The following is a 20341-nucleotide window of genomic DNA, read 5'->3' on the forward strand; positions in this document are numbered from 1 at the left end:
GCTGGGAGTGGCCTGATCGGCCCCTCGTTGGAAAGCCCAGGTAACGGCTTTTGCGGCGATTGACGGCCGTCACGCTGACAATTGCCGGCGCGCTGTTATAGTTACTGCCACTGCCTCCTAATAGCTGAAGGATCGCCCCATGAATCTGTTTCGCTCGACCGCTGTTGTCCTGGCGCTGACCACTGGCCTGCTGGCGCTGCCGGCCCAGGCGGAAGTGATGCAGCAGAATACCAGTGGAGACCCGATCTATACCGCGGAGGCCCCCAGGGCGTTCTCCATGATCGGCGACCTGGTGATTGCCCGTCCGTTGCTGATCGGCGCCACCGCCATCGGCGCGGTGGCCTTCGTTGTCAGCCTGCCGTTCACGGCGTTGGGTGGCAATGTCGCCGAGGCGGGGGAGGCCCTGGTGCTCGAGCCGGGCCGGTCGGCTTTCGTGCGCTGCCTGGGCTGTACCACCACGGGCTACAAGCGCGACTGATCCAGCGTTCGAACAAGAAAAGCCGGCTGAGAGGCCGGCTTTTTTGTGCGTGAAGGATCCAGAAACGAACGCTACTCGGCTAATACCACCGCGGTGCCGATGCCGCGTGGATCGCTGGCCGCCTCGACACGGGCCCCCGGCTTGTCCCAGAGCAGCACCTGCTGATTGCCGTACTTCCGATTCACGCTCTTGAGCTGATGGCCGCGGGCCTCGAGCGCGGCCATCTGCGCGGGGCTGAAGGCGTCGGGCTCGTGTTCGATCAGGTCCGGCAGGAACTGGTGATGATAGCGGGGCACGCTTGGCCAGCGCGCGATCGGCTGGCCGTCCAGGTATTCGAGGATGGCCAGCAGCACCATGCTCGGGATGCGGCTGCCGCCGGGCGTGCCGAAGCTGGCGAATGCCTGCGGGCTCTCGATGAAGGTCGGGCTCATGCTCGACAGGGGCCGCTTGCCGGCGGCGATGGCGTTGGCCTGGCTGCCGGCCAGGCCATAGGCATTGGCGCCGCCCACATCCGCGGCGAAGTCGTCCATCTCGTCGTTGAGCAATACCCCGGTGCCCGGCACGGTGAAGGCGGCGCCGAACGGCAAGTTGATCGACAGAGTGGCGGCCACCGCATTGCCCTCGGCGTCCAGCACCGAGAAGTGGGTGGTGTGGTTGCCCTCGTGCCAGCCACCGGCCGGCGGCAGGCTGGCACTGGGCGTGGCGCGCTGGGGGTCGATGCTGGCGCTCAGGCGGTCCAGGTAATCGTCGGCCAGCAGTTGGTGCGTCGGGTTGGCGACGAAGTCCGGATCGCCCAGCAGGCCGCGGTCGCGGTAGGCGCGGCGCAGGGCTTCGACGACATAGTGGACGCGCTGCTCTGGCTCGGCCTGGCGCCAGGGCAGGTCCTGCAGCATGAGCAGGCTCTGTCCCAGGGCCAGGCCGCCGGCCGAAGGGGGCGGTGCGCTGATCAGCTCGCGCCCCTCGGCGAGTTTCACGCGCAGGGGCTGACGCTCCACCGTGCGGTACTCGCGCAGGTCCTCTAGCGACCAGATGCCGCCGGCCGCGCGTACGCCGGCGACCAGGCGCTCGGCCGTCTCGCCGGCGTAGAAGCCGTCGCGGCCGTCACGGGCCAGGCGCTCCAGGGTGCGGGCCAGCTCGGGCTGGCGCAGCAGGCTCAGCTCTACGGGAATTTCACCATCGGCGAGAAAGATTCGCGCGCTCTCGGGGTCGTCGCGCAGGGCTGCCAGGCGCCAGGCGGCACGCTCGCGGTAGACCCGGTCGATGCCCACGCCGTCGCGGGCCAGGCGAATGGCCGGCGCCAGGCTGTCGCGCAGCGGCAGTCGGCCGAAGCGCTGCGCCAGCTCCACCAGGGCTGCCGGCAGGCCGGGGATCGCGGCCGCCAACGGACCGTTCAGGGACAGCGCCGGCTGGACTTCGCCGTCGCGGCGGTAGAGGTCGGCATGGGCGGCCAATGGTGCCCGCTCGCGGGCGTCGAGAAAGCGATAGGTCGGGCTCTCGCTCGCTTCGCGCAGCAGGAAGAAGCCGCCGCCGCCGAGGCCCGAGCTGTAGGGCTCGACCACCGCCAGGGCGGCGCTGATGGCCACGGCCGCATCGAAGGCGTTACCGCCCAGGGCCAGGGTCTCCTGGCCGGCAACGGTGGCGGCGGGGTGGGCGCTGGCGATGGCCGCGCGCCCAGGGGACTCGGTCGCTTGCGCGGCCAATGCGAGCAGCAGGAACAGGGCGCTGGCGAGCGCTCGCCAGCCGAGGTGACCGCGGTTCGGGCGGCGCACCGGTCAGGCCTTGCCGGTGATGATCAGGTACTTTTCCATCAGCTCGTCCTTGCTTTCGACATGGTTCTCATCGAGGGGAATGCAGTCCACCGGGCAGACCTGCTGGCACTGCGGTTCGTCGTAGTGGCCGACGCACTCGGTGCACAGGTTGGGGTCGATCACGTAGATCTCCTCACCCTGGGAGATCGCGCCATTCGGGCACTCGGGCTCGCAGACGTCGCAGTTGATGCAGTCGTCGGTGATGATCAGGGACATTGGATAAGCGCTCCAGCCGGGGCCTGCGGCCGCGGCACTGTCAGACAACGATGGGCGAATTGTGCCGGATTGTCGGGACAGGCGCCATGTGTCGACGGATTCGGCCGACGACACATGGATGCGCGGGGCTCAGCGCTTGAAGCGTTGGGCCAGGGCGTCGGCGACGGCCGGGTGAACGAACTTGGAGATGTCGCCCCCCAGGGCGGCGATTTCCCGCACCAGGGTCGAGGAAATGTAGGAGTACTTCTCCGACGGGGTGAGGAACAGGCTCTCGACGTTCGGTGCCAGTTGACGGTTCATGTTGGCCAGCTGGAATTCGTACTCGAAGTCGGAGACCGCGCGCAGGCCGCGCAGGAAGACGTTGGCACCCTGTTCCCCGGCGAAGTTCGCCAGCAAGCCGGAAAAGCCCATGACTTCGACGTTCGGCAGGTGCTGGGTGACTTCGCGGGCCAGCTCCACGCGCTGGTCCAGGGGAAACAGCGGGTTCTTCTTCGGGCTGGCCGCCACGGCGATGATCACGGTGTCGAACAATCGCGATGCACGCTCGACCAGGTCACCATGACCCTTGGTGATGGGGTCGAAGGTGCCTGGGTATAACACTCGATTCATCGTGACATCCTGGCGCGATCCGTTCGGGACTCGGATGGTAGCGCAGCAGTCGGTGACGGCCAAGTCACGCTGGCCGGGCGCCAGCAGGGCGCGACACGCTTGAGCCTAGCCGAGAGGCCTAGGCGCGCCTGGGCCGGCAGTCGGCATCAGGCGCTCTTCAGGCGCTCGGCCAGGCCCGTCGCCAGCTTGGCTGTCAGGCCGAAGATCGACAGCTGGGGGTTCGCGCCGATGCTGGTGGGGAACAGCGAACCGTCATGGATCGACAGATTGGCCAGCTGGTGATGGCGGCCGAGGCTGTCGGTGACCGCCTGGCGCGGGTCTTCGCCCATGGCGCAGCCGCCCATCACGTGGGCGCTGCTCAGGCGCGTGCGGTACAGCTCCAGAGCCAGTTGGTCGATCAGCCGGCGGGCTTCGTCCAGGGTGGTGGCGTAGCCGGCATCGGCATGCAGGGGCAGCACGGCCTTGGCTCCGGCGGCGAACTGGATTTCCGCCATGCTGTGGAAGGCGCGGCGCACGCCGTCCCAGCTGTAGTCGGTCATCCGGTAGTCGAGCACCGGGCTGCCGTCGCCGCGCAGCTCCACCCGGCCCTCGGCACTGTCGGGGTGGAAGCCGTCACGCATCAGCGCGAGCATCACGTTGGTGTGGGGCAGTTGCGCCATGCGCAGGGCGTTGTCGATGCCGAAGCGGCCGAGCAGGGTGGCGGACAGCGCGGGGTGCAGGGGCGGCACTTCCAGTTTGTAGGAGAGGCGCCCGGTGGGGCCGTCCTGCCATTGGAAATGGTCGGAATAGATCGACTGCGGAGCCCCATAGAAGGGGTTGATCACCTGCTCGAACTGGGCGGCGGAGAAGTTGACCAGATGCAGGAAGGTGCGCCTGCCGGCGCGCTGGTGCGGGTCGGGGGCGCCCGAGCGCAGCAGCAGGCCCGGGGTGTTGATGCCGCCGCCGGCGAGAATGTAGTGCTTGGCCTTGACCCGGATCCTGCGACCCGTCGGCTCTACGCCGCGGGCGTCCAGGCCCAGACACTCGATGCCGGTGACCCGCTCGCCGTCGATCAGCAGGCGTTCGGCGCGGGCCAGGTAGAGCAGCTCGCCGCCCTGCTCCAGGGTGGCCGGAATGGTGGTGACCAGCATGGATTGTTTGGCGTTGGTCGGGCAGCCCATGCCGCAGTAGCCCAGGTTCCAGCAGCCGCGCACGTTGCGCGGAATCACCTGCCAGCTGTAGCCGAGTCGTTCGCAGCCGCTGCGGATGACCTGGTTGTTGGCGTTCGGCGGCACGGCCCAGGGGGCGACGCCCAGGCGCTGCTCCATGCGTTCGAACCAGGGCGCCATCGCCTCGGGGTCGTGACCTTTGACGTCGTGCTCGCGGGCCCAGTGTTGCAGGGTCTGTTCCGGGGTGCGAAAGCTCGAGGTCCAGTTGACCAGGGTGGTTCCACCGACGGCGCGGCCCTGGAGGATGGTGATGGCGCCGTCCTTGCTCATCCGCCCGATGCCTTCCTGGTAGAGGCTGGCGTAGGCCTCGGCCTCCTGCATCTTGAAGTCGCCGCTGGTCTTCAGCGGGCCTTCCTCGATCAGCAGTACCTTGAACCCGGCGGCGCTGAGGATTTCCGCGCTGGTGCCGCCGCCGGCGCCGCTGCCGACGATGGCGACATCGGCCTCCAGGGTCAGGTCCTGCTCCAGGCGTGAGCCATTGTGGGTTTTCCAGCCGCGGGCCAGGCCTTCGGCGAACAGATCGGGTACGGGCATGTCGGCAACTCTCGGAAAATTCTGTGGGATCAGGCCTGTATCAGGGCAGGGATCAAACCGTTGGCGGCCCGGGGTAGCCGCACTGGCTCCAGGACTCGGCGCGGCTGTACCAGGCCATCAGCACCAGTTGCAGCAGGGAGGCGTGGCCCATGCGCAGCAGGTCAAACGAGCTGTTCTGCCAGCGCTCGAGAAAGGTGCGTAACTGGGCCGTCGAGGCGCCTTGCCAGCCACCCCAGACCCCGGTCAGCGGGCCGCGGGTGATGGGCAGGGCGAGTACATCGAAGAGCTGCAGGGTGAGCCCGCGCATCTCCGGCGACAGGTGGGCGAGGCTGTAGTCGAGGCTTTCCAGGGTGCCGTCGACCGCCTGGGGCATCTGCGCCGGCTTCACCGCACCCTCCAGCAACACCGGAATCAGCGCCCGCAGAAAGGGCAGGTCGGCGGCGCGGAGCACCGCGAAGCCGTTCGGCGGGGTGCTGCGCGAACAACCGCCGAGCGTGGCGGTCAGGCCAGCGCCGGCCAGCAACATCGAGCCTGCCAGGCCGACCTTCAGCAGACTGCGACGTGACAGCTCTGGTGCTTCGGTAGGGGGCGCGATCATGGGTGTCCTCATCCGTGGGGGCTCCAAGGCGGCGCGGTCAGCGCACGAACAGGCGGTAGACGAGTTTCTGCAACGCCTTGCCATAGGGCGGATAGATCAGCCGGGCGGCGTTGAAGCGCTGTTTGATCAGCACCCCCTTGGCCTTGCTGAAGGTCAGGAAGCCCTCGTGGCCGTGGTAGTGGCCCATGCCGGACGGGCCGATGCCGCCGAAGGGCAGGTCGTCCTGGGCGACGTGCAGCAAGGTGTCGTTGAGGCAAACGCCGCCGGAGTGGGTCTCGTGCAGCACCCGCTGCTGCTCGCCTTTGTCGTAACCGAAGTAGTAGAGCGCCAGCGGACGGTCGCGCTGGTTGACGTAGGCGAGGGCATCGTCCAGGCGCTCATAGGGGATCACCGGTAGCAGGGGGCCGAAGATTTCCTCCTGCATCACCCGCATCTCGTCGGTTACGTTCAGCAGCAGGCAATGGGGCATGCGCCGCCCCTGAGGCTCGGGGTGCAGGGGAATGACCGTGGCGCCCTGGCTTCGGGCATCCTCGAGGTAGCCGTTCAGGCGCTGCTGCTGACGCTCGTTGACGATCGCGGTGTAGTCCGGGTTGTCCTTCAGCTGCGGGTAGAAACCGGTGACAGCGCTGCGGTAGGCCTCGACGAAGCCCTCGACGCGATCCCTGGGCACCAGCACGTAGTCCGGCGCCACGCAGGTCTGCCCGGCGTTCAGGGTCTTGCCGAAGGCGATGCGCTCGGCGGCGTCGCGCAGCGGCACGTCGGCCGAGACGATGGCGGGCGATTTTCCGCCCAGCTCCAGGGTCACCGGGGTCAGGTTGTCGGCGGCGGCGCGCATCACGTGGCGGCCGACGCTGGTGGCGCCGGTGAACAGCAGGTGATCGAACGGCAGCCTGGAGAAGGCCATGCCGACCTCCGCCTCACCCAGGACTACGCTGACCAGATCCTCGGGGAAGACTTCGGCCAGCAGCTCCTTGAGCAGTTGCGAGGTGCTCGGGGTCGACTCGCTCATCTTGATCATCACCCGGTTGCCGGCGGCAAGCGCGCCGACCAAGGGACCGATGGCGAGAAACAGCGGGTAGTTCCACGGCGCTATGACCCCCACCACGCCCAGCGGCTGGTAGACCACCTGGGCCGAGGCCGGCATGAACTGCAGGCCGACGCGGCGCCGCGAGGGCTTCATCCATTTCTTGAGGCGTTTGGCTGCGTAGTGGATGCCGTGCAGGCTGGGCATCAGTTCGGCGAGCAAGGTTTCATCGGCGGAGCGATTGCCGAAATCTTCGGAGATCGCCTGGATCAGCGCGTCCTGGTGAGCGACCAGCGCTTCGCGCAGGGCCTTCAGCCACTGGGTGCGCTGTTCGGCGGAAGGCATAGGGTGCTCCTGGAACGCCTGGCGCTGGCGGGCGAAGGTCGTCTGCAGGGCGCTGATCTGCTGTTGGCTTTTCTCGAGGTAGGCGACGTCGGCGACCATGTGCGGCTCCTGGGTGATCCAGCGGTAAATCCCGGGCGCGACCGCGCAGCTGCTGGGCGCTCCCGTCAGGGTGAACTGGATTTTTAGAGCAATTACTCTAAAGTGTCAAATGGCGGGTCGCGGTTAGTTGCGATCGGACGCTAGACCGTGCGGAGCGTCGCTGTGCCACGCGCCCCGCTGTACCCTTGCTGTATCGAGTGAGCCCAAGTCGAGTTGTCCATGCCACCTGCCCTGAAGACCCGCGAGCGCATCGTCCTAGCCAGCCTGGAGCTGTTCAACGACCAGGGTGAGCGGGCTGTCACCACCAACCATATCGCCGCCCACCTGGGGATTTCACCGGGCAACCTCTACTACCACTTCCGCAACAAGCAGGCGATCATCGCCGAGCTGTTCGAGCAGTACGAACGCCAGGTGGACGCCTTCCTGCGCTTGCCGGAAGGCCGGGCGCTGACCCTCGCCGACAAGCCCCGCTACCTGGAGGCGCTGCTGGCGGCGATGTGGCAGTTCCGCTTCCTGCATCGCGACCTGGAGCACCTGCTCGACAGCGACGCTGGCCTGGCCGTGCGCTACCGGTCGTTCGCCCAGCGCTGCCTGCACAACGCCCAGGCCATCTACCAGGGCTTCGTCGACGCCGGCATCCTGTTGATGGGCCCGGCGCAGATCGAGGCCCTGGCACTCAACGCCTGGATCATCATGAGCTCCTGGGTGCGCTTTCTCGGTACCGCCGGCAACCCTGCCGGCGACCTCAGCGAAGACATGTTGCGCCGCGGCATCTACCAGGTGCTGGCTTTGGAGGACGGCTATATTGCCCCTTCGGCCCGGTCGGCCGTCGAGGAGTTGCACCGCAAGCTGTTCGTGCCCTTGGTACAGGTGTTCTAATAGCCGCCGCATGCCGACCCGGGGTCGTGCATGGGGGCGCCGGACCGCGACGATTGTGGCCGGGATGCGGGCTGGTCGAGGATGGCTGGCGCAGAAGCAGGTTCAAGGTCGGGAGTTTTCGGCCGATATGCCCTGACTGAATGGCAGCAACTTGGGTCATGAGCGACTGTCGGCGCTCATGCTGCCGTATGTCGGATGGGCACAGACTGTCATTGGGGGCAGCTTGGTGGCGAGTGATGGCCCCGCGCTAGCATTCGCCGTTCGTTGCGTTGACTAACCAAAAATTACCTGCGGGTGCCCATCGAGGCGCCTCGAGCAATCTATGCCTCTCTTCACTGGCTATGGAAGCGGCCTAAGCACTCTCGTCACTACAAGTTGGCTGGCCTGGCGCTCGCGGGTGTCGCTCGCCGGCAAGCTGGTGGTGTTATGTGCTCTGTCGCCGCTGGGCCTGTCCGAGGCGCTGGCCGCTGCGCCGGCAACACCCAGCAGTCCGCAGAGCGTGGCGCTCTGGTACGCCGACAACCCGCCGCTGGCGGAACTCAGCCAGTTTCACTGGAGCGTGCTCGAGCCGGCCCATGTGGATCGCAAGGCCGTGGCGTTCCTTCGCGCTCAGGGCAGTCAGCCCTTTGCCTACCTGTCGGTCGGGGAATTCGCTGGCGATACCGCAGCCTTGGAGCAAGGTGCGCTCGATGGCGCCGCCAGCCCGGTGCGCAACCAGGCCTGGAACAGCCAGGTCATGCGCCTCACTTCGCCGCTCTGGCGTCAGCACCTGCTGCGCCGCGCCGCCGAGTTGCGCGAGCAGGGCTTCAGCGGCCTGTTTCTCGACACGCTGGACAGCTTTCAGTTGCTCCCCGGGCCCGAGCGGGAGGCTGAACGCATTGCGCTGCGGGACTTTCTCGCCGAGTTGAAACGCAAGGAATCTGGGCTACAGCTGTTCTTCAACCGGGGCTTCGAGGTCCTGCCGGAGTTGCCTGGGGTTGCGGCTGCGGTGGCCGTCGAGTCGATCCATGCCGGCTGGGATGCCGCCAATCGAGCCTATCGCTCAGTGCCTCAAGGCGACCGGGACTGGCTGGAGGCCCATCTGGCGCCCTTGCGTGCCCAGGGCGTGCCGCTGGTGGCCATCGACTACTTGCCTCCCGAGCGCCGTGAAGAAGCGCGAAAGCTGGCCACTCGCCTGCGCGCTGAGGGCTTCGTGCCATTCGTCACGGTGCCTGATCTGGATTACCTCGGGGTCAGCAGCATCGAGGTGCAGCCGCGGCGCATTGCCCTGATCCATGACCCGCGTGAAGGTCCTTTCGAACAGGGGGGTGGGCACCGATATCTGGGCGGTCTGCTCGAGTACCTCGGCTTTCGCGTGGACTACCTGGCAGTCGATCAGTTGCCTGCCCGTCCGGCCAGCGGCCTCTATGCCGGCGCCGTCCTCTGGATGACCGGCGGCCCTCCGGCGAATTCGGCGGCGTTCAATCAGTGGTTGACGGCGCGACTGGACGAGCAGGTGCCCCTGGCGATATTCGCCGGACTACCGATCGACAACGACGGCCTGCTCAAGCGCATGGGCCTGCGCCGAGTGGCGCAACCCATGCGCGGCAAAGCCGAACTGGTGGGCTACGACGCCGAAACCCTGGGGCATTTCGAGGCGCCGCTGCGCCTGCGCACGCGGGCCCTTCCGGCGTTGACCGTCCTGGAGGAGGGCGCCGAGGCGCTGCTGACCCTCGCCGATGGCGAGGGCCGTCAGTACGTGCCGGTGGCGGTCGGCGCCTGGGGGGGCATGGCGCTGTCGCCCTACCTGCTCGAGGACGGACTGGAGCGTAGTCGCTGGATTCTCGATCCCTTCGCCTTCCTTCAGCGCGCCTTGCGCCTGCCGGTGTTCCCGCGCCCGGATGGCACCACCGAGAACGGCCGGCGCATTGCCACTGTGCACATCGACGGCGACGGTTTCGTCTCGCGGGCGGAGGTGGTGGGAACCCCCTACGCGGGCACGCAGGTGCTGGATGACTTCATCAAGCCCTACCCGTACCTGACTTCGGTGTCGGTAATCGAGGGCGAGGTCGGGCCCCGGGGCATGTACCCTCACCTGGCCCGGGAGCTGGAACCGATCGCCCGGGAGATATTCGCCGAGCCCAAGGTGGAGGTGGCCACCCACACCTACAGTCACCCATTCTTCTGGCAGCCGAAGCGGGCCGCGCAGCGCGAGGGGCTCGAGGCGCAGTACGGTTTCAAGATGGCCATTCCCGGCTACGACAAGATCGACTTCGCGCGCGAGGTCGCCGGCTCCGCGGCCTATATCAACGAGCGCCTGACCACGCCGGACAAGCCGGTGAAAATGATCTTCTGGTCGGGCGATGCGATGCCGGACGAGGCGACCATCAAGCTGGCCTACGCCAACGGCCTGGCCAACGTCAATGGCGGTAATACCATTCTGACCAAGGCCTACCCCTCGGTGAGCGGTCTCTATCCCTTGTTTCGCCCGACCGCCGGCGGATTGCATTACTACGCGCCGGTGATCAACGAAAACCTCTACACCAATCTGTGGGAGGGCCCCTATTACGGCTTTCGCGATGTCATCGACACCTTCGAGCTGACCGATGCGCCGCGACGTTTGCGCGGCCTGCACCTCTATTACCACTTCTATTCAGGCACCAAGCAGGCTTCGATTCGGGTGATGCACCAGATCTACAGCTTTCTGGACCAGCAGCAGCCGCTGTCGCTCTGGATGAGCGACTACATCACCCGCCTGCACGGCCTCTATCAGGCCAGCCTGGCCCGCCGCAGCGATGGCAGCTGGCAGGTTCGCGGACTCGATGGCTTGCGCACGCTGCGCCTGGACCCTGCCCAGGGCTGGCCGGACCTGTTGCGTTCCAGCGGCGTGGCCGGGGTGCGCGACCTGCCCCAGGGACGCTACCTGCACCTGAGCGACGACCGGGCTCATCTGGTCCTGCGCGATAGCCGTGATCCGCGCCCGGCGCTGGAGGAGGCGAACACGCCGCTGACCGCCTGGCGCTATGACAGCGCTGAGCGGGTGCGTTTTTCCTTCGCCGGACAGCTACCCCTGGACTTCAGCGTTCGCGCAACCGGCAGCTGCCGGGTCGAGATCGGCGGCAAGGTTTTCCCGGGGACTCGGCAGCAACAGCTCTGGCGCTTCAAGCTGCCAATGACTCGGGTGCGGGATGCGCAACTCGTCTGCCGCTAAACCCACCCGCCTGCTCAGTCCCTGGGCCTTGCTGCTGCTGGCGCTGGTGGTGGGGGGGCTGCTGTACCTGACCCATAGGAGTGAGGAGGTCTTCCTGCCGGCGGGCAAGCAGCCCGACGCCGTGTGGGTCAGCTACGCCGAGCTGCTGCTGGAGGCCCACCCCGAGAACCATGAGCTGCGCCTGAACCTGATCGAGCAGTTGGTCAAACTCGGCGACTATCCCCGAGCGCGCCGCCACTTGAGCGAGCTGCGGGTGGATGAAACGGACAGCTTGCGCTTCTACCGGGTCGAGCTGGATGTGCTCGAGGCCCTGGCCAATCGCAAGGGCATCGAGCGTCCCGAGCGCCTGGAGCTGGTCGAGCGCCTGAGCCGCCTCAGTCGTGCGCAGCTGCCGACCGAGCTGCTGCTGCGTCAGGCTCGCTACGCCCTGTCGTTGTCGGCGCCGGGCCTGGCCGCCGAGGTCTATGCCGATCTGGCCGGGCGCGAACCGCAAAAGTCGGCCGAGTGGCTGGGGGAAGCGGCCAGGTGGTTTGTCGCCGGCGGTCAGCCACAGCGTGCGGCGCAGCTCTATATCGATCTGCTGGAGCAGGCCGACTCTGCCGAGATGCGATCACAATGGTTGGCCCAGGCATTCGCCGCCCTGCGTGCGGGCGACCGGGGCGAAGCGGCGGTGGAGTTGATGAGTCGCCACCTGGCCGAACTGCGCGACGCCGACCCGAGCCTTTTGGCCGGGGCCGTCGACGCGGCTATCGGCAGTCGTCGCCTGGACCTGGCCACAGTGTTCCTCCGCAGCTGGCGTGCCTGGCGTCCCGATGACCTGCAGGCGATGGCCCTGGAGTTGCGCGTGCGCCTGGCCGAGGGTGATCTGGAGCAGGCCTGGGCGGTGGGTCGGGTACTAGTCGAGTCGCGCAGCGATGACCCTGACCTGCTGCGGCAGATGGCCCTGCTGGGCGAGTGGGTCGGTGATCCGCAAGCCGCCCTGGGCTACTGGATCCGCCTGCTGCAGGTGCGTGAGGATGAAGAGACCCGTGAGCATGCCTGGCGTCTGGCGGCCCAGATGTTCGATTTCGCGCGGGCCATTCCGCTGCTGGAGGCCCTCAGCGAGCGGCGCCGGCTGAGCGACGTCGAGCTCGATGCCCTGGTCTACAGCCAGCGTTCGCGCGGTACGCCGGAAGCCCTGGAGCGTTGGTTGCGTGCCTACCTGCAGCATCACCCGGAGCACCGTAGGGCCTGGTCCGCCTTGCAGCTGCTGCTCGATCACAATCAGCGGTTCGAGGCCGAGACCGAGGTCTGGGCGGCGATGGACAAGCGCTTCAACCTGACTGTCGCCGAGCGCCTGAATTGGGCCGAGGCGCATTGGCGCCGGTTCGATGCGGCCGCCGCCTGGCGGGTGCTCGACGCCATCGACTCTGCTGCTATCGATCACAAGGGCTACTGGCGCTTGCGCGCGGCCCTGGCCTGGGAACTTGAGCAGGATGCCGATGCGCGTCAGGCCTACGAGCGCCTGCTGGCGCTGCAGGTGACCTTGGACAATGGCGATGAGCAGCAACTGATCACCCTGTACCGTGAATCGGCGCCGGAGAAGGCGCTGGCGCTGTTGATCCAGCGCTGGCAGCGTACCCGAGACCCGTCCAGCCTGACCGAAGCCTTGCAGCTGGCCGAGGAACTGGCGGCCTGGGCGCAGCTGCAGGCCCTGGTCGATGAGGCCATGGTGATGCCAAGCAGTCGCCAGGTGCCGGCGCTCTGGCAGGCCCGTGCGCGCCTGGCCGAGCGGGGCGGGCGCGCTCAGGAGGCCGAGCGCCTGTATCGCCAGGCCTTGAGCTTGTTCCCCGGACAGAGCCTGTTCCGCGAGCGACTGCTCTGGCTCTATATCGACCAGGGGCGCCGCGCCGAGCTACCGGCCTTGCTCCAGCAGTGGCGCGGCCTGGCGCGGCAAGACAGCGTGCTGTGGCTGCCGTTCGCCAGCGCCAGCCTGCTGCTCAATCGCACCGAGCAGGCTCTGGCCTGGTACCGGCTCTACCTGCGGACCAATCCCGACGATTGGTTGGTGCAGGCGGCCTACGCCGATGCCCTGGACAGCGGCGGGTACGCCGATGCCGCCCAGCGCGTGCGCCGGGGTCTGCTGGTAAAGGTCGATCAGCGCCAGCTCGCCGGCGCCATCGCGCCTTACCGGGTCTACCTGCGCCTGGTCAGCAGCAGCCGTTCCGCGCGCAGCGCCCTGAACCAGGCCTGGCGCTGGCAGGACGGCACCCAGATGATGCTGCAGCTGTGGTTCGAGCAGTTCATGGCGCGCCTCGACGGTACCAGGCAGGAGTCCCTGAAGGACGAGTGGCTGGCCTGGGCCCGCAGTCAAGGCCTGGAGGTCGACCGCTACGAGCTGTTCCAGGAGGCCATGCGTGGCCAGGATCGTGATGCGCTGGTCCGGCTGCTGGCCGGCGGCGGCCTGGATCAGGCCCAGCGGGTCGAGGCCCTGACGCGCCTGGGTCGCGGTGGCGAGGCCCTGGGCGAAGGCCTGAGCGGTCTGTCGGACGAGCAGCCTGGCAGCATCCGTGGCCAGTTGTTGCGTCAGACCGTCGAGCTGCATCAACGCACCCCCCAGGGCGCGCAACTGGGCTGGCAGAATCGCGATTTTGGCGAGCTCGACCTGCGCGGGCCGAGTGCCACGCTGGCCCGCCATCTGGGTAATGACTGGTATGGCGAGCTGCGGCTCGACCAGGGCAGCTACGATGCATCGACCCTGGATGAGCGGGTCTTGGGCGACGAGCGCAACGCGCGGCTGAGTCTGCAGCGTGAACTCAGTGATGGCGTGCTCGACCTGGTAGTCGATGGCAGCTGGCGCAACGATGAGGATCGCCTGGGATTGGGCGTGGCACGACGGCTGCTGCTGTCGTCTCGCGACGAGCTGGAAGTCAGCCTGGACTGGCAGCGCGAGGCCGACGAGAGTGGCCTGCTGCGCGCCCTGGGCATGCGCGATGGTCTCGGCATCGCCGGTCGACACAGTTTGAGCGCCCGCGACCAGCTGAGCTGGTCGCTGGCCCATCAGCGTTACAGCACCCGTCAGGGCGACGCCCTGGGCAGTGGTCAGCAGTTCAATCTCGAAGCCACTCACGCGCTGTTCTTCGAGGGGCCGACCTGGTTGTTGCGCAGCGGTATCAGCTATCAGCGCAACGCGCTGGAGAGCGAGCTGCCGGACAGTCTGTTTGCTTCGATCGAGGTCGATGGTCTGCCACAGCCCCAGGGCGGCGCTCTGATCCTGGATGGCGCGACCCCGGAAGATCTGCTGCAGGAACGCTTCGGTCAGCTGTATCTGGGCAGCACCTGGCGCCGCGGCTTTCCCGGCACGCTCAACCGCGAGCGGGCGCAGTACACCTGGCTGGTCGATGTGCTGGCCGGCTGGCAGTGGACCGAGCAGGAATTCAGTTACGCCATCAACACCGGGGTCGGCCTGGAGCTGCTCGGCGATGACGAATTGGCCTTCACCTTCGGCTACCAGTCCGCACCGCGCAGCGGTGGCGGCGAGCCGGGTGGAACCATGGGTATCAGCTACAGCGCCCGCTTCGGGCGCTGAGCACGGATTCAACAGGAGGATCGAATCATGCAATCCATACGCAGTCTGGCCCTGGTGGCCATCGCCCTGCTTGTCGCGGGCTGTTCCAGCTTCACGCGGGAAAGCGGTCCCGCTTTCCCGCAAGGCGCGCAGTGGGGCCTGCTGCCACTGGTCAACTTCTCCCAAACGCCCCAGGCGGGTGAGCGCGCCGAGCAGATCCTGCTCAGCGTGCTGGCCGAGGAAGGCCTGCGCCCGCGCCTCTACCCGGCGGTCAGTCAGGCCGACCTGCCACTGCTGGACGATCGCGAGCGCCTGACCCAGGCCCTGGCCTGGGCGCGCCAGCAAGGCCTGGCCTACGTGGTCAGCGGCAGCGTCGAGGAGTGGCAGTACAAGAGCGGCCTGGACGGCGAGCCCGCCGTGGGCATCAGCCTGCAGGTGATCGAGCCCGCCAGTGGCCGCGTACTGTGGAGCAACAGCGGCGCCCGCGCCGGCTGGTCGCGGGAAAGCCTGGCGGGTACCGCGCAGAAGGTGCTGCGCGAGCTGGTTGGCGACCTGCAGTTCGAGTAATGGCGATGGAATCCGCGCACAAGGACTTCACCCTGGCGCCACGGGCCAGCAGCAAGGTGTCCTGGCTGGAGACGCTGCTGCTCAGCGCGCTGGCCATCGGCCTGGGTTTCTGGCTGTCGCCGGCCGACCCGCTGATGGTCGAGGCGGCCTTTCCCTGGGTGATCATGGCGCCGTTGTTGCTGGGCATGCGCTACGGCTTCATGAACGGCCTGGCCAGCGCCGCCATGCTGGTGCTGGCGCTGTTCCTCTGCCGTGCCTACGGCGATGGGCTGTACCAGGAGATGCCGGCCTCCTTCATCGTCGGCGTGTTGATCAGCGGCATGCTGGTCGGCGAGTTTCGCGACATCTGGGAGCGCCGTCTGGAGCGCCTGGACCTGGCCAACGACTACCGTCAGTTGCGTCTGGATGAGTTCACCCGGGCCCACTACATCCTGCGCATTTCCCATGACCGTCTGGAGCAACGGGTGGCCAGCACCGACCAGAGTCTGCGCAGTTCGTTGCTGGGGTTGCGCAGCCAGTTGCGCGCGCTGCCGCGCGGCGATGACGCCCTGGCTACGCTCGCGGCGTCCATTCTGAATCTGCTGGCGATGTACGGCTCGTTCCGCGTCGCCGGCCTCTATCGCGTCGACGCCCAGGGGCGGATCGACGCCGAGGCGCTGAGCCGCATCGGCGAGGTTTCGCCGCTGCGCACAGATGACCTGCTGGTGCGTCAGTGCCTCAAGCGCGGCGAGCTGGTCAGCGTGCGCGAGGCCCTGCTGGAGAGCGGCGAGCATCGCCAGCACTCGATCTATCAGGTGTGCGTCCCGCTGGTGGACACCGAGGGGCGAGTGTTGGCGATGCTCGCCGTCGAGCAGATGCCCTTCTTCGCGTTCAACGAGCGCACCCTGAGCCTGCTGATGATTCTCGCCGGACACATCGCCGACCTGCTGCTCAGCGACCCTTTGGCCCTGCAGCTGCCCGACAGCGACGCCCAGGGGTTCAGCCAGAACCTCAAACGTTCGCTGATCGATGCGCAGACGCATGCGCTGGAGGCCTATCTTTATGCTTTCGAACTCGAGCCCAGGGCGCACAGTGACGAGCTGCTGCGCCTGATCGAGGGCAGTCAACGCGGCCTCGACCTGCAGCTCAGGTTGTCCAATCAGCGGGGCCATGCCTGTGTTCTGGTGCTGTTGCCATTGACCTCGGCAGAGGGCGCCCAGGGCTATCTCCTGCGCCTGAGCAAGCTGCTGCACGAGCGCTTCGGCCTCGACCAGGGACTCGACAGCCTGGGCGTCATAACCCATGCCTACGACCTGGACGCGCGCAACGAGCGCGAGGCGCTGCGACATTTTCTTTATAACGAGTGCGCCTTCAGTGACCAGCAAGTGGCTATTTAGCGGCGCCTTCCTGTTCGAACTGAGCAGCTGGGCGGCCCTGTCCGCGCAGCTGCCGGTCGGCCAGGCGGCCCTGCTCTACGCATCGGCCCACGCGCTGGGCAGCCTGCTGCTCAGCGCCGGGATCTGGCTGCTGCTGCCGCGGCGCTACAAGTTCCCCTTGCCCTGGAGTCCGCTGTTCATCTTCGCCCTGGCGTTCTTCGTGCCGTTGCTCGGCGCCGTCGGTGTCATCCTGGCGGTCTTTCCCGCCCTCTACTTGCCCCGCAAGCAGCAGGAACAGGCGTGGGATTCGATGAGTGTGCCGGAGCTGCCGTTTCGCCCCCAGGATCAGCGCCGCGACCTGATGTTCAGCGATGGTGGTCTGCGCGACGTGGTGCGGCATGCGCCCAGTACCGAAAAGCGCCTGAACGCGCTGTTCGCGACCCGGCGCATGGAGGGACGCGACTCGATCCCTATCCTCAAGCTGGCGCTGCGCGATCCGGCGGACGATGTGCGCCTGCTCGCCTATTCCATGCTCGACCAGCAGGAAAGCGGGATCAACCAGCGTATCGAGACGGCGCTCGGCCAGCTGGCCGCGGCGGCCGAGGAGCAGCGGCCGGCGCTGCATGCCACCCTGGCGCGCTGGTACTGGGAACTGGCCTACCTGGGCCTGGCCCAGGGCAGCGTGCTCGAGCACGTGCTCAATCAGGCCCGCGAGCACGTCGAGCAGTCCCTGGCCGGGGTGAGCAACGGCGAGTCGCACCTGCTCGCCGGCCGTATCGCCCTGCAGCAGGGGTTGCTGGAGCAGGCCGAAACGCATTTCCAGCAAGCCGAACTGGCGGGCGTCAGCCCGCAGAAGCTGGTGCCGTTTCGCGCCGAAATGGCCTTCATTCAGCGCCGCTACGAGGAGATTCCCGCGCAGCTGGCGACCTTGCCCGAGCCCTTGTTGCAGCGGCCACCCTTCGCAGAGTTGGCGAGATACTGGTTATGAAGAAGTCCACCGAACCGCTGCCGAGCGCCGACATCTGCCTGCTGCTGGAGGGCACTTGGCCCTACGTCCGCGGCGGCGTCTCGAGCTGGGTCAACCAGTTGATCCTGGGCCTGCCGGAGTTGACCTTCTCGGTGTTCTTCATCGGTGGCCAGCGCGAAGCCTACGGCAAGCGCCAGTACGCGATTCCGACCAACGTCCTGCACATCGAGGAGCACTTCCTCGAGAGCGCCTGGCAGCCCGGCGCCGCAGTGACGGCGGCGCGCCGCGAAGGGCCGCGAGAGGTGCTGGGCGACCTGCATCATTTCCTCCACCATCCCGACGAGCCGACCCCTGAGCAGGGGCAGGCGGTCCTGGCAATGCTCGCCAAGGGTTCCCTGAGCCTGGACGACGTGCTGCACAGCAAGGCCAGCTGGGAGGCCATCACCGATGGCTACGCGCGGCACTGCAGCGATCCTTCGTTCGTCAACTACTTCTGGACCCTGCGCACCATGCAGGCGCCCCTGCTGATGCTCGCCGAGGCGGCGCAGCGTCTGCCGCCGGCCCGGGTCTTGCACTCGATCTCCACCGGCTATGCCGGCCTGCTCGGCAGCATCCTGCAGCAGCGCTGGCAGTGCAGCTACCTGCTCAGCGAGCACGGGATCTACACCAAGGAGCGCAAGATCGACCTGGCCCAGGCCAGCTGGATCTCGGAAAACCCCGACGAAGCACTGAGCACCGGCCTGGATACCGAGGTCAGCTATATCCGCCGCCTGTGGATTCGCTTCTTCGAGCGCATCGGCCTGCTGGCCTACCACTCGGCCGAACCGATCATTGCCCTCTACGAAGGCAATCGCCAGCGGCAGATCGCCGATGGCGCCGAAGCGGCGCGCACCAAAGTCATCCCCAACGGCATCGCCATGGGCGGCTGGGACGGCGTCCTGGCGCGACGGCCGGAAGGCATTCCGCCGGTGGTGGGGCTGATCGGCCGGGTGGTGCCGATCAAGGACCTGAAGACCTTTATCCGGGCGATGCGTTCGGTGGTCAGCGCCATCCCCGAGGCCGAGGGCTGGATAGTCGGGCCGCAGGAGGAGGACCCCGACTATGCCCAGGAGTGCCATAGCCTGGTGACCAGCCTGGGCCTGGAAGGCAAGGTCAAATTCCTCGGCTTCCAGAAGATCCATGAGGTGATGCCCAAGCTCGGCCTGATGGTGCTGACCTCGATCAGCGAGGCGCAGCCGCTGGTGATTCTCGAAGCCTGGGCCGCGGGCACGCCTGTGGTCAGCACCGATGTGGGTTCCTGCCGCGAGCTGATCGAGGGCGCCGACGAAGAGGACCGCGCCCTCGGCAGTGCGGGTGAGGTGGTGGCCATTGCCGATCCACAGGCGACCGCGCGGGCGATCCTCGACCTGCTGAGCAACCCACAGCGCTGGCAGGCCGCCCAGGCCGTCGGCCTGACCCGGGTCAACCGCTACTACACCGAGGACCTCATGCTCGAGCGCTATCGCAACCTCTACCAACAGGCCATGGGGGCCGTCTGAAATGGCCGGTATCGGTTTCGAACTGCGCAAGATCCTCGCCCGCGACTCCTACTCGGCAACCCTGCGGGCCTACGTTTACGCCGGCCTGATCAGTTCGGGTCCCTGGGTGCTGTCGATCATCAGCGTGATGCTGATCGGCGTGCTGAGCCTGGGCGTGGTGGTGCCGGAGCTGCTGATTCGCCAGTTCCTGGTCACCGTGACCTACCTGATGGCCGGCTCGCTGATCTTCACCGGTGGCGCCCAGCTGTTCTTCACCCGTTTCATTTCCGACCGTTTGTTCGAGAAGCGCAGCGACCTGATCCTGCCCAATCTGGTCGGCATCCTGCTGCTGGTGACCCTGTCGTCGGGCGTGCTGGCGGTGCTTACGCTGGCGCTGCTGTTCGACCAGCCGTTGCTCTACCGCCTGCTGGTACTGGCCAACTTCGTGGTGCTGTGCAACCTGTGGCTGGTGATCATCTTCCTATCCGGGATGAAGGCCTATAACCGCATCCTGCTGGTGATGCTGGCCGGCTATACCCTGATGGTGATCTGCGCCCTGCTGCTGCGTTTCATGAAGATGGAGGGCCTGTTGCTGGCGCTGCTGATCGGGCATGCCAGCCTGCTGTTCATGTACCTCTACGACATCCTGCGCGAGTACCCGGCGCCGCGCCTGGTGGCCTTCGACTTCCTCGACCGGCGCCAGGTGTTTGTCAGCCTGGTGGTCACGGGCCTGTGCTACAACCTCGGCATCTGGATCGACAAATTCATCTTCTGGTTCAACCCCAACACCTCGGACCAGGTCATCGGCCCGCTGCGCGCGTCGATTCTCTACGACTTGCCGATCTTTCTCGCCTACCTGGCGATCATTCCCGGCATGGCGGTGTTCCTGGTGCGCATCGAAACCGACTTCGCGGAATGGTACGAGCGGGTCTATGCGGCGATTCGCGGCGGCGAAACCCTGCAGCACATCGGCCAGTTGAAGGAGCAGATGATCCTCGCCATCCGTCAGGGGCTGCTGGAAATCTGCAAGGTCCAGGGGCTGACCGTGGTCCTGCTGTTCCTGCTCGGGCCGCAACTGCTGGAGTGGCTGGGGATTTCCTCCTACTACCTGCCGCTGTTCTACGTCGACCTGATAGGGGTGAGCGTGCAGGTGGTGTTCATGGCCCTGCTCAACGTGTTCTTCTACCTCGACAAGCGCGTCATCGTCATGCAGTTGTGCCTGCTGTTCGTGGGGCTCAATGGTGTCTTGACCCTGCTCAGCCAGTATCTGGGGCCGAGCTTCTTCGGTTACGGCTTCACACTGTCGCTGCTGATCTGCGTGCTGATCGGCCTGGCGCGCCTGACCCGCTCCCTGGACGATCTCGAGTACGAGACCTTCATGCTCAGTCGCTAGGGCGCGC

General features: G+C 66.9%; 15 protein-coding genes. 9 read left to right on the forward strand and 6 right to left on the reverse strand.

Annotation, left to right across the window (positions count from 1 at the left end):
- Window positions 1–139 precede the first annotated feature (139 nt).
- Entirely contained in the window at window positions 140–478 is a 339-nt protein-coding gene (locus KDW96_RS13425) for a multidrug transporter (RefSeq protein ID WP_255836756.1), read from the forward strand.
- A gap of 71 nt (window positions 479–549) precedes the next feature.
- Here the strand turns inward: KDW96_RS13425 and ggt are convergent, their stop codons facing one another.
- The 6 genes from ggt to KDW96_RS13455 all read right to left on the reverse strand — a co-directional run bounded on the left by ggt (window position 550) and on the right by KDW96_RS13455 (window position 6919).
- Window positions 550–2247 (reverse strand): gamma-glutamyltransferase, encoded by a 1698-nt coding sequence (ggt, locus tag KDW96_RS13430; protein WP_370295058.1) that lies wholly within the window; start codon window positions 2245–2247, stop codon window positions 550–552.
- Between the two features lie 3 nt (window positions 2248–2250).
- On the reverse strand, window positions 2251–2502 hold the full coding sequence (locus KDW96_RS13435) for a YfhL family 4Fe-4S dicluster ferredoxin (RefSeq protein ID WP_025163485.1): 252 nt from the start codon (window positions 2500–2502) through the stop codon (window positions 2251–2253).
- A gap of 129 nt (window positions 2503–2631) precedes the next feature.
- Window positions 2632–3111, reverse strand: coding sequence for a pantetheine-phosphate adenylyltransferase (coaD, locus tag KDW96_RS13440; protein ID WP_255836758.1), 480 nt, complete (start codon window positions 3109–3111; stop codon window positions 2632–2634).
- A 146-nt stretch (window positions 3112–3257) separates the two neighbouring features.
- Entirely contained in the window at window positions 3258–4853 is a 1596-nt protein-coding gene (locus KDW96_RS13445; protein ID WP_255836759.1) for a GMC family oxidoreductase, read from the reverse strand.
- A gap of 52 nt (window positions 4854–4905) precedes the next feature.
- Window positions 4906–5451 (reverse strand): twin-arginine translocation pathway signal protein, encoded by a 546-nt coding sequence (locus tag KDW96_RS13450; protein WP_255836760.1) that lies wholly within the window; start codon window positions 5449–5451, stop codon window positions 4906–4908.
- Between the two features lie 37 nt (window positions 5452–5488).
- On the reverse strand, window positions 5489–6919 hold the full coding sequence (locus tag KDW96_RS13455) for a coniferyl aldehyde dehydrogenase (protein ID WP_255836761.1): 1431 nt from the start codon (window positions 6917–6919) through the stop codon (window positions 5489–5491).
- Window positions 6920–7138: 219 nt separating this feature from the next.
- Between KDW96_RS13455 and KDW96_RS13460 the strand changes: the two genes are divergently transcribed.
- From KDW96_RS13460 to pelG, 8 genes are all read left to right on the forward strand, one after another.
- The gene (locus tag KDW96_RS13460; RefSeq protein ID WP_255836762.1) at window positions 7139–7798 is read left to right on the forward strand and encodes a TetR/AcrR family transcriptional regulator; all 660 of its coding nucleotides are present in this window, start codon (window positions 7139–7141) and stop codon (window positions 7796–7798) included.
- A gap of 322 nt (window positions 7799–8120) precedes the next feature.
- Window positions 8121–10988, forward strand: a complete 2868-nt coding sequence (locus KDW96_RS13465) for a bifunctional glycoside hydrolase/polysaccharide deacetylase family protein (protein ID WP_255836763.1) — start codon at window positions 8121–8123, stop codon at window positions 10986–10988.
- Window positions 10966–14556: a tetratricopeptide repeat protein gene (locus KDW96_RS13470; RefSeq protein WP_255836764.1), complete on the forward strand. Its 3591-nt coding sequence runs from the start codon at window positions 10966–10968 to the stop codon at window positions 14554–14556. Before KDW96_RS13465 ends, KDW96_RS13470 begins: the two co-directional genes overlap by 23 nt.
- 27 nt (window positions 14557–14583) lie before the next feature.
- Window positions 14584–15102, forward strand: coding sequence for a penicillin-binding protein activator LpoB (locus KDW96_RS13475; RefSeq protein ID WP_255836765.1), 519 nt, complete (start codon window positions 14584–14586; stop codon window positions 15100–15102).
- 5 nt (window positions 15103–15107) lie between these two features.
- Window positions 15108–16478 (forward strand): PelD GGDEF domain-containing protein, encoded by a 1371-nt coding sequence (locus KDW96_RS13480; RefSeq protein ID WP_255840527.1) that lies wholly within the window; start codon window positions 15108–15110, stop codon window positions 16476–16478.
- Window positions 16456–17445 carry a HEAT repeat domain-containing protein gene (locus KDW96_RS13485; RefSeq protein ID WP_255836766.1) on the forward strand — a complete coding sequence of 330 codons (990 nt, stop codon included), beginning with the start codon at window positions 16456–16458 and terminating at the stop codon, window positions 17443–17445. The genes KDW96_RS13480 and KDW96_RS13485 overlap by 23 nt, the downstream gene beginning before the upstream one ends.
- On the forward strand, window positions 17442–18962 hold the full coding sequence (gene pelF / locus KDW96_RS13490; protein WP_255836767.1) for a GT4 family glycosyltransferase PelF: 1521 nt from the start codon (window positions 17442–17444) through the stop codon (window positions 18960–18962). The genes KDW96_RS13485 and pelF overlap by 4 nt, the downstream gene beginning before the upstream one ends.
- 1 nt (window position 18963) lies before the next feature.
- Window positions 18964–20334 carry an exopolysaccharide Pel transporter PelG gene (pelG, locus tag KDW96_RS13495; RefSeq protein WP_255836768.1) on the forward strand — a complete coding sequence of 457 codons (1371 nt, stop codon included), beginning with the start codon at window positions 18964–18966 and terminating at the stop codon, window positions 20332–20334.
- Window positions 20335–20341: the final 7 nt, after the last annotated feature.

It is taken from the genome of Pseudomonas benzenivorans (genome assembly GCF_024397895.1).
Classification (GTDB): domain Bacteria; phylum Pseudomonadota; class Gammaproteobacteria; order Pseudomonadales; family Pseudomonadaceae; genus Aquipseudomonas; species Aquipseudomonas benzenivorans_A.

What these genes read in the sequence shown, in the direction of transcription:
- KDW96_RS13475 (WP_255836765.1), top strand. Translation starts at nt 14,584, where the DNA reads ATGCAATCCATACGCAGTCTGGCCCTGGTGGCCATCGCCCTGCTTGTC.
- KDW96_RS13470 (WP_255836764.1), top strand. Translation starts at nt 10,966, where the DNA reads ATGCGCAACTCGTCTGCCGCTAAACCCACCCGCCTGCTCAGTCCCTGG.
- KDW96_RS13450 (WP_255836760.1), bottom strand. Translation starts at nt 5,451, where the DNA reads ATGATCGCGCCCCCTACCGAAGCACCAGAGCTGTCACGTCGCAGTCTG.
- KDW96_RS13460 (WP_255836762.1), top strand. Translation starts at nt 7,139, where the DNA reads ATGCCACCTGCCCTGAAGACCCGCGAGCGCATCGTCCTAGCCAGCCTG.
- coaD (WP_255836758.1), bottom strand. Translation starts at nt 3,111, where the DNA reads ATGAATCGAGTGTTATACCCAGGCACCTTCGACCCCATCACCAAGGGT.
- KDW96_RS13435 (WP_025163485.1), bottom strand. Translation starts at nt 2,502, where the DNA reads ATGTCCCTGATCATCACCGACGACTGCATCAACTGCGACGTCTGCGAG.
- pelF (WP_255836767.1), top strand. Translation starts at nt 17,442, where the DNA reads ATGAAGAAGTCCACCGAACCGCTGCCGAGCGCCGACATCTGCCTGCTG.
- KDW96_RS13465 (WP_255836763.1), top strand. Translation starts at nt 8,121, where the DNA reads ATGCCTCTCTTCACTGGCTATGGAAGCGGCCTAAGCACTCTCGTCACT.
- KDW96_RS13445 (WP_255836759.1), bottom strand. Translation starts at nt 4,853, where the DNA reads ATGCCCGTACCCGATCTGTTCGCCGAAGGCCTGGCCCGCGGCTGGAAA.
- KDW96_RS13455 (WP_255836761.1), bottom strand. Translation starts at nt 6,919, where the DNA reads ATGGTCGCCGACGTCGCCTACCTCGAGAAAAGCCAACAGCAGATCAGC.
- KDW96_RS13425 (WP_255836756.1), top strand. Translation starts at nt 140, where the DNA reads ATGAATCTGTTTCGCTCGACCGCTGTTGTCCTGGCGCTGACCACTGGC.
- pelG (WP_255836768.1), top strand. Translation starts at nt 18,964, where the DNA reads ATGGCCGGTATCGGTTTCGAACTGCGCAAGATCCTCGCCCGCGACTCC.
- KDW96_RS13480 (WP_255840527.1), top strand. Translation starts at nt 15,108, where the DNA reads ATGGAATCCGCGCACAAGGACTTCACCCTGGCGCCACGGGCCAGCAGC.